At 71.0% G+C, this 12,729-nt stretch carries 12 protein-coding genes; all 12 read right to left on the bottom strand.

Going from position 1 to position 12,729, the window contains the following annotated elements:
* Positions 1-26: 26 nt before the first annotated feature.
* Entirely contained in the window at positions 27-770 is a 744-nt protein-coding gene (locus ACM9NP_RS13185) for an ABC transporter ATP-binding protein (protein WP_415646955.1), read from the bottom strand.
* Positions 767-2,020: a PseG/SpsG family protein gene (locus ACM9NP_RS13180; protein WP_415646954.1), complete on the bottom strand. Its 1,254-nt coding sequence runs from the start codon at positions 2,018-2,020 to the stop codon at positions 767-769. Before ACM9NP_RS13180 ends, ACM9NP_RS13185 begins: the two co-directional genes overlap by 4 nt.
* Entirely contained in the window at positions 2,017-2,748 is a 732-nt protein-coding gene (locus ACM9NP_RS13175; protein WP_415646953.1) for a cytidylyltransferase domain-containing protein, read from the bottom strand. Before ACM9NP_RS13175 ends, ACM9NP_RS13180 begins: the two co-directional genes overlap by 4 nt.
* A 170-nt stretch (positions 2,749-2,918) precedes the next feature.
* The gene (locus ACM9NP_RS13170) at positions 2,919-4,670 is read right to left on the bottom strand and encodes a hypothetical protein (protein ID WP_415646952.1); all 1,752 of its coding nucleotides are present in this window, start codon (positions 4,668-4,670) and stop codon (positions 2,919-2,921) included.
* A complete protein-coding gene (locus tag ACM9NP_RS13165; protein ID WP_415646951.1) occupies positions 4,667-5,644 on the bottom strand; it encodes a hypothetical protein in 978 nt (325 codons plus the stop codon). The genes ACM9NP_RS13170 and ACM9NP_RS13165 overlap by 4 nt, the downstream gene beginning before the upstream one ends.
* Before the next feature lie 3 nt (positions 5,645-5,647).
* The gene (locus tag ACM9NP_RS13160) at positions 5,648-6,769 is read right to left on the bottom strand and encodes a DegT/DnrJ/EryC1/StrS family aminotransferase (RefSeq protein WP_415646950.1); all 1,122 of its coding nucleotides are present in this window, start codon (positions 6,767-6,769) and stop codon (positions 5,648-5,650) included.
* Between the two features lie 93 nt (positions 6,770-6,862).
* Positions 6,863-7,846, bottom strand: coding sequence for a UDP-N-acetylglucosamine 4,6-dehydratase (inverting) (gene pseB, locus ACM9NP_RS13155; RefSeq protein WP_415646949.1), 984 nt, complete (start codon positions 7,844-7,846; stop codon positions 6,863-6,865).
* A gap of 56 nt (positions 7,847-7,902) precedes the next feature.
* Positions 7,903-9,111 (bottom strand): acyl-CoA reductase, encoded by a 1,209-nt coding sequence (locus ACM9NP_RS13150; RefSeq protein WP_415646948.1) that lies wholly within the window; start codon positions 9,109-9,111, stop codon positions 7,903-7,905.
* Positions 9,108-10,145 carry a LuxE/PaaK family acyltransferase gene (locus ACM9NP_RS13145; protein ID WP_415646947.1) on the bottom strand — a complete coding sequence of 346 codons (1,038 nt, stop codon included), beginning with the start codon at positions 10,143-10,145 and terminating at the stop codon, positions 9,108-9,110. Before ACM9NP_RS13145 ends, ACM9NP_RS13150 begins: the two co-directional genes overlap by 4 nt.
* Positions 10,146-10,263: 118 nt before the next feature.
* Complete coding sequence (locus tag ACM9NP_RS13140; protein WP_415646946.1) at positions 10,264-11,661, bottom strand: AMP-binding protein; 1,398 nt, start codon at positions 11,659-11,661, stop codon at positions 10,264-10,266.
* Positions 11,658-12,404 (bottom strand): SDR family NAD(P)-dependent oxidoreductase, encoded by a 747-nt coding sequence (locus ACM9NP_RS13135; protein ID WP_415646945.1) that lies wholly within the window; start codon positions 12,402-12,404, stop codon positions 11,658-11,660. The genes ACM9NP_RS13140 and ACM9NP_RS13135 overlap by 4 nt, the downstream gene beginning before the upstream one ends.
* Positions 12,397-12,636: an acyl carrier protein gene (locus tag ACM9NP_RS13130; protein ID WP_415646944.1), complete on the bottom strand. Its 240-nt coding sequence runs from the start codon at positions 12,634-12,636 to the stop codon at positions 12,397-12,399. Before ACM9NP_RS13130 ends, ACM9NP_RS13135 begins: the two co-directional genes overlap by 8 nt.
* Positions 12,637-12,729: the final 93 nt, after the last annotated feature.

Below are 12,729 nucleotides of genomic sequence, written 5' to 3'. Positions count from 1 at the left end.
GGAGGGAGGGGAGCTGCGGAGTCGTTCTAGGGGGTCGCCGCCGCTAGTGCGTGGTAGGCGGCGAGTGCGTCGGCGATCGTGCCGTCGACGCGGAGCCGTCCAGCGTCCAGGTACAGGCCTCGGGTGCAGAAGCGGGTGAGGTCGGTGTCGTTGTGGGACACCAGTACCAGCGTCTTTCCCTCGGCGAGCATGGCTTCGATGACGGCGTGGCATTTGCGGCGGAAGCGGGTGTCTCCGACGGCGAGGGCTTCGTCGACGAGCAGGATCGGGTGGTCGAGGCGGGTGATGACGGCGAAGCCGAGCCGCACGCGCATGCCCGACGAGTAGTGCCGCATCGGGGTGTCGATGAAGTCCGCCACCTCGGCGAAGTCGACGATCTCGTCGAAGGCCGCCCGCAATGTCTTGCGGCTCATGCCATGAAGACCCGCCACCATCTCGACGTTCTCCCGGCCGGTGAGGTCGTCGGCGAAGCCCGCCGACAGCGCGATGAGTGGGGCGACGCCGCCGCGCCGCGTCACGTGGCCCTCGTCCGGGATGAGCACCCCGGTGATGAGCCTCAACAGTGTGGACTTTCCGGTGCCGTTGGAGCCGAGGACGCCGACGGCCTCGCCGGGTTCGATGTCGAAGTCGAGGTGTCGCAGCGGCCAGAAGTCCGTGGTGCGGGGTGTGCGGTCGCGGCGGTGGATGAACAGTTCGCGCAGCCGTCCGCCGGACCGTCCGCCGCGCGTGAACCGGACGCCGAGATCGCGCGCGGAGATGATCGCGGTCATGACCGGGCCCCCTTTCTGGCGGCGACCGTTGACAGCAGGGCGTCGGCGACTCGTCCGCGCCCGTCCCCGTCGACGGCGGCCCAGGCCGTGGCGCGCAGGCGATCGAGTCGATTCGGGGAGGTCAGCAGGGCCCGCAGGGTGTCGCGCGTTCCGACGGTAGCCAGTTCGTCGAGGCCGCCGAGGCCGACGGCGAGCCCGGCGTCGATGACGCGGTTGTAGCCGAGGCGCTGGTTGTCGGCGACGCGGACGAGGGCCGCGGCCGCCCCGAGACAGAGGATCTCCCATGTGGAGGTCCCGGCGGCGCTGATGACGAGGTCCGATCGGGCGATGAGCCGGGGGAGCTCGCTCGTCGGATCTATCACCGCGATCGTCTGCCCCGCAGCGGGAAGGACGCGTTCGAGTTCGCGGCGTCGGGACTCGTTCGCCGCGACCATCACGATGTCGGCCGGCACGCCCGTCTCGGCGAGCAGCGCCGCGACGACCGGGGCCGCGCCGTAGGCGTCCGTTCCGCCGAAGACACCGAGGATGGACGGTCGCTGAGAGAGGTGCCGGAAGCGGGGCGCGGTGGGACGTCGATCGAGGATCGCGTCCGACAGCAGGACGTAGCGCAGCCCGGCGAGGCGTAGTGGTGCGGTTGTGTTGGTGTGCGGGGAAAGGCCGTTGGGTGTGGTCGTGGGGGCGTTCGGGGGCGGATCGCCGGGTTCGACGCGCAGTGGTGCGGTTGTGTTGGCGCTGTTGGGAAGTCCGTCGGGTTCGGGTTGCGCGTGGGGGGTCGTGACCGTGTTCGGCGGACGGTCGTCCGTTTCGAAGCGCGCGGCGGTTTCGGTGCTCGGGGAATCGCCGCCGTGGTGGTCCGGCGTTCTCTCCGCGCCGAGGTTCTGATCGAGGTGGATGTCGGCGAGCTGCCCGCGCGTGTCACCGTCGACGATCGCGAGGACGGCACAACCCCTGTCCCGCAGCACGACCGCGCAGGTCGGGTCCAGTGTGTACGAATCGAGCACCCAGCCGTCGAGACGGTGCGCGGCCGTCGCGGCGAGCATGTCGTCGGGGGTGGACGGCGGTGGGTGCGGTCGGTGACCTGCGGTCGCGAACCGTTCGGCCAGCCACGGCACCTCCGAGGGGTCTACGAAGAACTCGACCTCGACGTCGCGTCGTCGGAGTTCCTCGGCGAGGGCGAGACAGCGCGTGGCGTGCCCCGTTCCGATGGCGGCCCCGGCGTCGCAACGGACGCCGATCCGGGTGGGGGTCATCCGTCCTCCAAGGCTTTCTGTCTGATGTGGGCGTTCAGCGCGCTGACGGCGGGGTTCGCGTCGAGCCAGGCGGTCACGGCGGCCACGGACGGCATGCCGTCCCCGAAGTGCTCGGCGATCGCCGTGAGCAGGCTCCAGTCGTCCGGGGTGTCGAGCGTGAGCCGGTGGTGCGCCCGATTGGGGGCGAAGGCCAAGCCGAGCGTCGTGTACACCTCCGGGTGTGTATATACATAGGACGTGACGTGGCTGCGATGGTGGCCGGTCGCCTTGCCGCCCAGGGATCGCAGCGCGTCGGCGGTGATCACCTCGACGTCGAGCCCGCGCGGGAGGGTGCCGCCGAGTCCGGTGCTGACGTAGTCGACCCGGGCCGCCCCGAAGACGCGGGCCGTCGTCGCGATGATGTCCGGGTCGAGCAGCGGGCAGTCCGCCGTGAACCGCATGACCGCGCGAGCCGGGTACGCGGCGAGCGTTCCGAGGAACCGGCCGAGGACGTCGTCCCGGTCCCCACGGTGGCAGGCGAGGCCGAGCCGATCCGCTTCTCGCGCGATCGCGTCGTCCTCGCCGTCGGTGGACGTGGCGATGACGAGCTCATCAACGGCACCACCGGCGAGCGCGGCGCGCACGACTCGTTCGAGGACGGTGCGTCCCGCCAGTGAGAGCAGGACCTTTCCCGGAAGTCGGGTCGACGTCATGCGCGCCTGCACGATTCCCAGCAGCTCAACGGTCATCGGGACCTCCGATATGGATTGTCGACGTTCGTGGGTCGCCGAAGGACCGAGCCGTTCGGGGTGGACTCGATTCGAGGGCGAGTCGCTTGAGGACGAAGCAGGGCGTCGCCCCGGGCGCTCGTCGTCGTGTGCGTCTTGACGTCGGTGCCCGTGCGGGCAGTCGATGCCGGTCAGTCGTCATCGCGGGACCTCCGCAGGCCTCGGGCCTTGCGGAACACCTTGCGCGCGTCCGCGCGGGCGGCACCGGCGATGAGCCGCAGCAACCGGAGCAGGCGGCCGAAGAACGTCGCGCGATACAGCGCGAGCTCCTCGTCCAGCTTCGCGATCGCCAGGTCGCGGGACGCGAGGATCTGCGCTTCCCATTCGGAGCGCTCCGTCAGGCGGTCGAGTTCGCGCCGAGTGGCGCGCCAAGCCATCCACAGTTGACGATAGCCGTTCTCCGAGACCGGCGGATCCGTCGCGGCCAGACGGTTCAGCCTGTCGCGCAAGGCCTCCACCTCCTCGCCCGGCAGATTCCGTTCGAGGGCGCGAAACCGCACCTCTAGGTCGATCGCCGCCGACAACGCAGCGGACTCGACGCGGGCGCCCGCCGCCCCGGCGAGCATCGCCGTGAGCGCGACCGCGTCGGACGTGGCCGTCCACGGGTGCGGATGGGCGCCGCCGATGAGTGTCGCCGCGAAACGGTGCAGACAGCGCGCGATCACGACGTCGACGGGTGTCGGCGTCGTGAGCCGCCAGGTCGGTTGCCGCAGTACGGGAGTCCCGTCGCGGAGCGCGATGCCGTCGAGGGTCGCGAGTGCCGCCGCACCCGTCACGACTTCGTTCGCGGCGCCGGCGCGCAGCCAGGTGACGACGGCCCCGAGCAGTCGCCGAATCGTCGGCCGGTCGGCGTCGGCGCAGGCGGCGAGCAACAGCGACTCCACGGACGGGCCGCCCACCACGGACGCCAATCCGTCCGGGTCGCGGACGATGTCGCCCACCCCGCCGCCGCACTCCAGCACCGTGGCGCCGTCGTCGTCGACGCGGTACGACAGTCGATGCCCCGGCGCGGCCCGGTCGCTCACCAGTATCGGCGGCCCCACCGGCGCGGTGCCCTCCCGGTGCGCGTGGGTGAACCATCCGGTCGCGACGTCGGGCACGCGACCGGTGCGGATGGCGACGCCGAACAACGCCGACGCGTCACCCAGTAGGGAGGGACGTTCGTCGTCGCGAACGGCCTCGGACATGAGCGCCGCCAGGTCATCCGAGTCGACGGAGGCGGGGCGACGTTCGACGAGCAGTGTCGCCGGTTCCACGCCGAACGCCGACCACGACCGGGACGGGCGCAGACCCGCGTCGGTCGTGGCGATCAGCAGCTCGGCGAGGGACTCGGGAGGCCCGGCGCCGTCATGGCCCCGCGCGATCGGGCTGCGGTCGAGGCGGTCGAGCAGCTGCAAACCGACCGGATTCGACTGGTACAGCAGGATTCCACCGCCGTCGGCGACGGCCCCGCACAGTCTCCGGAATGAGTCCCGCCATGTCGTCGTGGGACTCTCGCTCGATTGAAGACGGCCGAGCCCGTCAGCGGCGACGACCAGGTCGAAACGCCCGCGCAGCGGCTCCGGGACGCTCGCGGGGGCGGCGTCGTCCGCGTCGTCCGGGGCCGGGAGCGCGTCGAGCCCACCGACCACCATAGAGACCGTCGGATTCCGGCTCGCCGAGGCGGCCGCGTCGCGAGTGGACCGCGTCAACCACGTGACGCTCGCGCCCGCGTCGGTGAGGGCGTGGATCGTCGCGTCGTCGTGCGGCCCCGCGACGAGAACGCGAGCACCCACCAGTGGCAGGCCCGACAACAACGCCGCGACGGGCGGACCACCGGCGCGGACTCGACGATCGCCGGGACCGTGGACGGCCGTGCGCGTCAGCAGGGGCGTCGAGTTCATGCAAGCTCCTTCACGGTGCGGTCGTGAGGATCCGCCGCACCCGCTCTCTCGTCCATCAGGGACCATCCGAAAAGTTCAGTGAGCTCCGGCGGCGACACCACGTGGTCCACGCCGAGTTCGACGGCCGCGATCCGACGCGCCGTCGCCACGTCCGCGGCCGGGCCGAGCAGTTCCGGCCACTGTCGACAGATGCGGGCGTGGCCGCCGTACTCGCCGTCCTCGTCCTCCAGGACCATCGGGTCGCCGTAGACGGCCGGCTCGCAGCCGGCGGCGACGCCGTAGAACAACGCGCTCGACACCCGATTCGACGCGACCCGGCGAAACCGCCGCAGCGTCTCGCGCTGCCGGTGCAGGAACGCCGGATCGGTGTCCCGCCACCAGAACCCGCGATAGCCGTGACACACGACGTCGAAACCCGCGCGTTCGTACAACCGCCGGATGCGTCGGTCGCGATACTCGAACCAGTACAGGCACACCGTCACCGGTTCCGTTTCGACGGAACGGATCTCGGCGATGAGCCGCCGATGATCCCCGGTCACCTCCTGTGCCTCGTAACCGTGGAACGGGTACCAGATCGTCCCTGCGCGCTCGCCTTCGCGCGGCGCGGGGAACGGCTCCGGCGCGTAGTCGAGTCCGGCCTCGGCGCGCCGAGGAGGGGCGTCGAACGACGACCACGTCGGAGCTTCCCCGGTCTCCGTCGAATGGAGCCGGGACGCGTACTCGCCCGGCAGGTACAGCCATGGGGCGCCGATCGCGATGACGTTCGGACGGCCGACGCGCAGTGCGCGGAGCCGTGTCGCGTCCGACCAGACGAAGACCGGTTCACCGTGGACGTACGGGGTTCCGGGCCCGAGGCCGTCGCCGATGTTCCAGCCGTGTTGCAGGTAGCCGCGGATCGGCGGTGACTCGACCCCGATCCCGCAGTAACGCGCCAGGATCGCGGCGTGTCCGTAGAAGTGGTTGGCGTGATGCATCGATCAACCTAGAATCGTCCATAGTGTTTCGATCACGCGATCCTGGTCCGCGTCGCCGAGGTCGGCGTACAGCGGCAACGACAGCTGTTCGCCGTAGAACGCCTCCGCCTCGGGGCAGAGCCCGCGCCGGTATCCGGCGTCGGCGAACACCGGGTGCCAGTACACCGGCAGGTAGTTGACCTGGACGCCGATCCCGGCGGCGCGCATGCGTTCGTAGACCTCCCTGCGGCGGCCATCGTGGACGCGGATCGCGTACAGGTGCCACAGGGGATCGACGTCGCCGTGCCGGGCGGGCAGTCCGACGCCCGGCAGCCCCGCCAGTCCGACGCCGTACCGCTCGAACAGCCGCGCTCGTCGCGCCTTGAACGAGTCCAATCGGGATAGTTGGCTGCGACCCAAGGCGCACAGCACGTCCGGCAGTCGATAGTTCAGGCCGAGTTCGGCGACCTCCTGGTGCCAGCCCCCTTCATCGCTGTCGCGCAGTTGTCTCGGATCGCGGATCAGGCCGTGGGTGCGGAACCGTTGGGCCCGCGTGTGATGGCTCGCGTCGAGCGCGGCGACTGCTCCTCCCTCGGCGGTCGTGAGGTTCTTCGTCGGGAAGAAGGAGAAGGTCGTGAGGTCGGCCAACGAGCCCACCGGACGGCCTTTGTAGAGCGAGCCGATCGCGTGGGCGGCGTCGGACACGAGCGTCACGTCGTGCGCGTCGGTGACCTCTCGGAGCCGGTCGTAGTCGCCGGGGTGGCCGGCGTAGTCGACGCACACGACCGCGCGGGTCGCGTCGTCGACGAGGGCGGCGGCGGCGTTCGGGTCGATCGTCGCGGTGCGCGGATCGATGTCGCAGAAGCGGACGGTCGCACCGCGCGCGATCGCCGTGGCCGCCGTCGCGACGAAGGTCATCGGCGGCATGAGCACGACGTCGCCCGGGCCGATGCCCGCGGCCGCGTACGCCGTGTGCAGCGCGGCCGTGCCGTTCGAGACGACGGTGCATGCGGCACCGGTGACGGCGGCGAGGTCGGCCTCGAAGGCCGTGACCTGGGGGCCGGTCGTGAGCCAGTCGCCGGACAGGACCGCCGTCACGGCGTCTATATCGGACTGGTCGATCGATTGTCGCCCATAAGGAAGCATGGTGTCCCTTCGCGGCGCGCGGCGCGCCCGCTGTGAGTCGATAGTGGATTTTGTGCGGCTCGAAGCGAGTTCCGAGGCCCCGCTCGAGGAAGGTCACACGGGCTCGCCGAGCATGACGCGCAACTGCGCGACGCTCAACCACTGGTCGTTGTTGTCGGAGCGGTAGTTGAACTTCTCCTCGACCGGAACGCCGTCGGTGGGCGGGGTGTAGCCCCATTCGGCGATCGTCGGCTGGACGACGTAGCGGTCGTCCAGCATGAGCGTGCGGTGCGCGTCGTCGCCCGCGATCATCTCCTCGTGCAGCTTCTCGCCGGGCCGGATGCCGATCTCGTGCGTTCCACTGCCGGGGGCGACGGCCTCCACCAGGTCCATGATCCGCATGCTCGGAATCCGTGGCACGTACAGTTCGCCGCCCGCCATCCGGTCGAACGAGCCGACGACGAACGCGACGGCCTGATCGAGGGTGATCCAGAACCGGGTCATTTCCCGGTCCGTGATCGGCAGGCTGCGGCCCTCGGCGGCGAGCTGCTTGAAGAACGGGATGACGGAACCGCGCGAGCCCATCACGTTGCCGTATCGGACGACGCAGAAGCGGGTGTCGTGCCCGGCGGCGTAGTGGTTGGCGGACACGAAGATCTTGTCCGCGACGAGCTTCGTCGCCCCGTACAGGTTGATCGGGCTGGAGGCCTTGTCGGTGGACAGTGCCACGACCTTCTTGACGCCGCACTCGATCGCGGCGTCGACGACGTTCTGCGAACCCACCACATTGGTCTGGACGTACTCGAACGGGTTGTATTCGGCCGTGTCGACCTGCTTGAGCGCGGCGGCGTGCACGACGTGATCGACACCGTGCATGGCGCGACGCAGCCGCTGCGGGTCGCGGATGTCGCCGATGAACCAGCGCAGCCGCTGGTCGTTGCCGAACAGTTGGCGCGCTTCGTACTGCTTGAGTTCGTCGCGGGAGAACACGACGACGCGTTCCGGCTCGCAGTGGTCGAGAACGTGACGGATAAACGTCTTCCCGAACGAACCGGTTCCCCCGGTGACGAGGATCGATGATCCCTTCAGAACGTTCACCTGTGGCTCCTTGCTGAGAATGAGAATGGCGAGGTCATGTCGCTTATGGATGGTTTTCAGGGTGTGATGACGCTGAGCCGACTGAACTCGGTGATCAGGTCGTAGCCGTCCCAGATCGCGCCGAAGTCGAGCGCGGTGCCCACCGGGACGATCCGGTCGACGCCCGCGATGGCGAGCGCCTCGGCGAAGGCGGGGAACTCGTCCCCGAACCCGAAGTGGGTGACGGTCTGGTCGTGTCGAGTGAGGAGGGAGGCGAGCGCGGCCCCGGAGGCCAGGTGCGCGTACGGGAAGACCCCGGGGCCGAGCCAGCGGCGCGGCGGTGGGGCGGTGGACGTCAGTCGCGCGGACGCGAGCCGGTCGCCGTCGGCGTACCGGAGGGCGTCGGCGTCACCGTCGGCGGCGAGCCGGTAGGTCTCGGCGCGGAGGCGGACGGCGAGTTCGGGGCGCGGTGTCGGGGCCTGTGCCGCGACCCGGGCCATCAGGTCCCGGTGGCAGGCGTCGGCGTCGTCGGCGACGCCACCGATCCAGGCGATCGCTCGCGGCGATGCGCACGCGGCCTGGTCGAACCAGTAGGCGTCGTTGCGGAGTCCGAGCGCGGTGGCGTCGCGGGTGGGGCCGTCGGCGGCGTGCCAGCCGTCGACGGAGAACGCCGCGTACGAGGAGCGGTCGGCGAAGGTGACGTCGCGGCTCCGCGGCGGCAGGGGCGCCTCCCGGATCGCGGCGATCGCGCGGTCGCCGCCCCAGATGACGCGCAGCGCGCACGCGGCGCTGAACGCGGCGGTCGCGGTGGCGTCGCGGTCGTAACCGACCATGCGTTGGGTGGCGGCGATGACAGGGTCCGCGTTCGCCAGCGAGTCGGTGAGGATTCGCAGCAGTGTCGTGGCCGCGGCGTCGGCGCGCGGGGAGACACGGACGACGTTGCTGTTGCCCGCCAACGCCGACAACGCCCAGGAGTAGACGAACAGCGTATCCACATTGGCTGGTGGAATGTGGAACACGAGTCCGCGGGGCAGTCTCGTCGTGCCGGGCGGTGTCGTGGTGCGGCGCAGGAGCGCCTCGATCTCGCCGCGGCGCAGGAAGAAGCCGAGCGCGGCGAGTTCCGGGTGTCGACGGGCGACGGTCGGGCGCAGCAGCGCCGTCGCGACGTCCGCGAGGTACGCCCGCACGCGTTCGTCCCCGAAGGACAGTGTGGTGTCGGTGAGCGCGGCCAGGGTCTCGTCGGCGGTGGTGTCGCCGGGGCTCGGGAACAGCGCGGTGAGGGTCATGCCGCCTCCTGGTAGGTGTCGCTGCACCCGCGCGCCTGCGAGCGCGGGAGCCGCCCGAAGACGCTAAAGTGCTTGCCGGGCCATGCGCCGTCGTCGACGCCGTGGACGACGCCGAGGTCCTCGGTCAGGAGCGCGTTGCCCGGGTACGAGCGGGGCAGTGTCGACACGACCTCGATGACGCCGGGCACGCCCACCGGGTTCTCCCGCCAGGTCAGCGGGTCTCGGATGACGACGTCGGCGTTGTCGGGGCTGTAGAGGTGCCCGTCGGGGCCCTCGAGGTGGATGACGCCGATCTGTTCGACCATCCCGTAGAAGTTGTGGACGTGTCGGAGGCCGGTCTTGTCGGCGAAGGAGCGGCGGAACTCGGTGTTGCCGACGGCCCGGTCGGCGAGTTTCTTCCACCCTCCCGAGTGGATGAGGATGCCGTTGCCGAGGTCCAGGCCCTCGTCGGCGGCGAGCCGGTACAGGTACTCCCACACCATGAACGTGAAGCCGAAGACGAGGAACGGCGCGTGCCCGTGCCTGGCGAGGAACGCCCGAACGCTCTCGGGGTCCGGCCGCCCGTGTTCGTCGAGGACGAAGGTGTGGTCGCGGCCGAGGTTCATGAGCCCGAGGACGCCGGCGCCGCGCGCGGAGAACGCGCGCCGCTTCGCGAGGGGCGCGCGCGAGTCGACGAGCAGCATCGGCAGGCGTTTCGGGCCGGTGACGGTTGCGAGCGTGGCCGCGAGGGCGCGTTGCTGCGCGGCGGCGGCCGGGGCGTCGAGGTGGACGCGGGAGACGTCGCCGGTCGTGCCGGACGAGGTGAGGACGGTGAACACCTCGTCCTCGGGGACGCTGCGCAGGGCGAGGTCCTTGAACAGCCGCACGGGCAGCCACGGCACGTCGGCGATGGCGGCGACGGCGTGGTCGGGCAGCGCCGCGAGTATCCGGTCGTACGGCTCGCAGTTGGCCCGGTGGTGTTCGACGAGTGCGGCGAGGGCGGGCGTCAGCGCGGCCTCGCGGGCGGCCTGGTCGAGGGTGAACATCGACGTCATCGGGTGGCCCTCCCGGTGTGGGTTCGCTTGTATCGCATGGGGAACGGCGTGTGAAGACAGGCGGGTTCGCCGGTCCGTCGTCGGGCGCGGGCTCCGGGCGTCCTGCCGAGTCGTGTCGTCATGAGTCGGCCTCCAGACGGCGGTAGTCGACCTTGCCGGTGGGGAGCACGGGGAGCGCGTCGAGCGGCCGGACGTCGAAGCCGGTGCCGTGCAGTCGCAGCGCCAGTTTGAGCCGGTCGCGGACGCGGCGGGTGATCGCGTTGTCGGCGCCGTCGCACCAGACGACGACGCGGTCGGCCGCCGGGGTGACGGCGACGGGGCGTCCCGCCGCGTCGGCGGCGATCGTCTCGATGTCGTCGAGGTTGACGCGGACGCCGAAGATCTTTCCGGTGCGGGCGCGGCGGCCCGTCAGCCAGAGGAAGCCGTCGACGTCGAGGTGGCCGAGGTCCCCGGTGGCGAGGACGCCGCCGAGGTCGTCGCCGCGCGCGAGGTCGGCGGCGTCGCACGCGTACCCGAGCATCACGTTCGGTCCCGTGTAGACGATCTCGCCGGTGACGTCGGGTTCGGTGGTGAGCGCGCCGGACTCGGTGCGGACGGCGATGTGGCCGCCGGGGATCGGCAGTCCGGCCGAGCCGAGCTTGGTCGGCAGCGCGGAGGCGGGCAGCACCGTCATGCGCGCGGTCGCCTCGGTCTGTCCGTACATGACGTGGAGGACCGCGCCCGCTTCGGCGGCTGCGTCGGCGAGGGCGGCCACGCGCGTCGGTTCGAGTCGTCCGCCCGCCTGGGTGAGGGTGCGCAGGCTCGGATGGCGGCGCGGCTGCCAGCCGATCCGGTCGAGGAGCCGGTAGTGGTGCGGCACACCGGAGAGCGAGGTCGCGCCGTGCGCGTCGACGGCGCGCCAGAACTCGTCGGCGAGGACTCCGCCGTCGGCGAGGAGGACGGTGGCGCCGGTCGTCAGGTGCGAGTGGAGGACCGACAGGCCGTAGCTGTAGAACAGCGGGAGCGAGGTCGGCGCGACGTCTTCGGGCGTGATGCGGAGGGCTTCGGCGATGGCGCGCGCGTTGGCGGTGACGGCCGTCGTCGACAGTCGCACCAGTTTCGCCTCGCCGGTGGAGCCGGACGTGGCGAGCAGCAGCCCGAGGGCGGGATGGGGAGCGGGTCCCGCTGGGGCCGTTCGGATCCAGGAGTCGCCGTGCCGGGCGTATCCGTCGATGTCGCGTCCGTCGACGCCGTTGAGCGCGGCGGGGGCGAAGCGGTCGGCCCACGATCGGACCGTGTCTCCGGGCAGGTGGGGGTCGAGCAGCGCGACGGCTCGCCCGGACGCCACCGTCCCGAGATAGTCCACAACGGAGGCCGTGGTCGGGGTGATGCCGTGGAAGACGATTCCGTTCGGGAGCGCGGCGGCCCGGCGCGCGGCGGCGTCGATCGCGTCGCGCAACGCCTGCCCGCCAAGGCGTTCGCCCGTCGCGGCGTCGATGAGGGCCGCCGTCGGCGCGGCCAGCCGGAGACCGGTCACAGGACGAGCCCCCCGTCGACGCCGAGGACCTGGCCGGTGACGAACGCCGACTCGTCGCCGGCGAGGAACCTGATCACGCGAGCCACGTCGGCGGGGGTGCCGAGCCGCCGCAGCGCGGTGTCGTCGACGCGGCGCGCGACGAGGTCGGTCGGGAGGTGCGCGATCATGTCGGTGTCGATGAGCCCCGGCGCCACCGCGTTGACGCGAACGCCGCGCGGGCCGAGTTCCTTCGCGGCCGAGCGCGCGATCGTCGCCACGGCCGACTTCGAGGCGGCGTAGGCGGTCTGACCGACACTGCCGCGTTCTCCGACGATCGACGCGAGCACGATGACGCTGCCGGAGCGGCGCCTGGTCATCGCCCGCGCGGCCGCCTGGACGCACGCGATCGTTCCGGCGACGTTCACCGACAGCAGCGTGTCTACGGACTGCGGCGTGATCATCCCGAGCAGGGCGTCGTCGAGGACTCCGGCGTTGGCGACGAGCACGTCGAGCCGCCCGTGACGCTTCGCGGCGGCGGCGATCGCGCGCCCGGTGTCCGCGAAATCGGTGACGTCGAGCGCGATCGAGTCGGCGGTGACACCGTGATCGGCGGTCAGTTTCGCGGCGCGCGCGGCGGAGGCGTCGACGTCCCGTCCGGCGACGATGACGTGCGCGCCCGCCTCCGCGAGCGCGTCCGCCGTCGCCGACCCGATCCCACGGGTCGCGCCCGTGACGAGCGCGACGCGACCGGACAGGTCAGTCATCGACGCCCAGCTCTTTCAGCATCGTCGTCGCGACGGTGAAACTGCTCAGCCCGATCACCTGGTCGGTGTCGAGCTGTACGTCGAACTCGTCCTCGATCGCGGCGACGAGGCTCATGTGCCCGAGGGAGTCCCATTCGGGGATCCCGCGATACGTCAGTCCGTCGACGGGTGTCGCCGGGTCGAGTTCCAGGCTCGCGATGAACACGTCCGCGAGGCGCTGCGTCAATGCCATGGGGGTCAACTCTCATCGATAGGCGAACGGGTTAATTGTCGGTACCGGCCGGGTTAATGGCGGGTGTCGCACCGGGAACGAGCATTTCGACTT

This window comes from Stackebrandtia soli (assembly GCF_965137155.1).
Lineage (GTDB): Bacteria > Actinomycetota > Actinomycetes > Mycobacteriales > Micromonosporaceae > Stackebrandtia > Stackebrandtia soli.
Note: the sequence above shows the minus strand (reverse complement) of the source record. Positions and strands in the feature narration are given on the sequence as shown.

What these genes read in the sequence shown, in the direction of transcription:
- ACM9NP_RS13150 (WP_415646948.1), bottom strand. Translation starts at nt 9,111, where the DNA reads ATGACCCTCACCGCGCTGTTCCCGAGCCCCGGCGACACCACCGCCGAC.
- ACM9NP_RS13180 (WP_415646954.1), bottom strand. Translation starts at nt 2,020, where the DNA reads ATGACCCCCACCCGGATCGGCGTCCGTTGCGACGCCGGGGCCGCCATC.
- ACM9NP_RS13170 (WP_415646952.1), bottom strand. Translation starts at nt 4,670, where the DNA reads ATGAACTCGACGCCCCTGCTGACGCGCACGGCCGTCCACGGTCCCGGC.
- ACM9NP_RS13175 (WP_415646953.1), bottom strand. Translation starts at nt 2,748, where the DNA reads ATGACCGTTGAGCTGCTGGGAATCGTGCAGGCGCGCATGACGTCGACC.
- ACM9NP_RS13185 (WP_415646955.1), bottom strand. Translation starts at nt 770, where the DNA reads ATGACCGCGATCATCTCCGCGCGCGATCTCGGCGTCCGGTTCACGCGC.
- ACM9NP_RS13165 (WP_415646951.1), bottom strand. Translation starts at nt 5,644, where the DNA reads ATGCATCACGCCAACCACTTCTACGGACACGCCGCGATCCTGGCGCGT.
- ACM9NP_RS13160 (WP_415646950.1), bottom strand. Translation starts at nt 6,769, where the DNA reads ATGCTTCCTTATGGGCGACAATCGATCGACCAGTCCGATATAGACGCC.
- ACM9NP_RS13135 (WP_415646945.1), bottom strand. Translation starts at nt 12,404, where the DNA reads ATGACTGACCTGTCCGGTCGCGTCGCGCTCGTCACGGGCGCGACCCGT.
- ACM9NP_RS13145 (WP_415646947.1), bottom strand. Translation starts at nt 10,145, where the DNA reads ATGACGTCGATGTTCACCCTCGACCAGGCCGCCCGCGAGGCCGCGCTG.
- ACM9NP_RS13130 (WP_415646944.1), bottom strand. Translation starts at nt 12,636, where the DNA reads ATGGCATTGACGCAGCGCCTCGCGGACGTGTTCATCGCGAGCCTGGAA.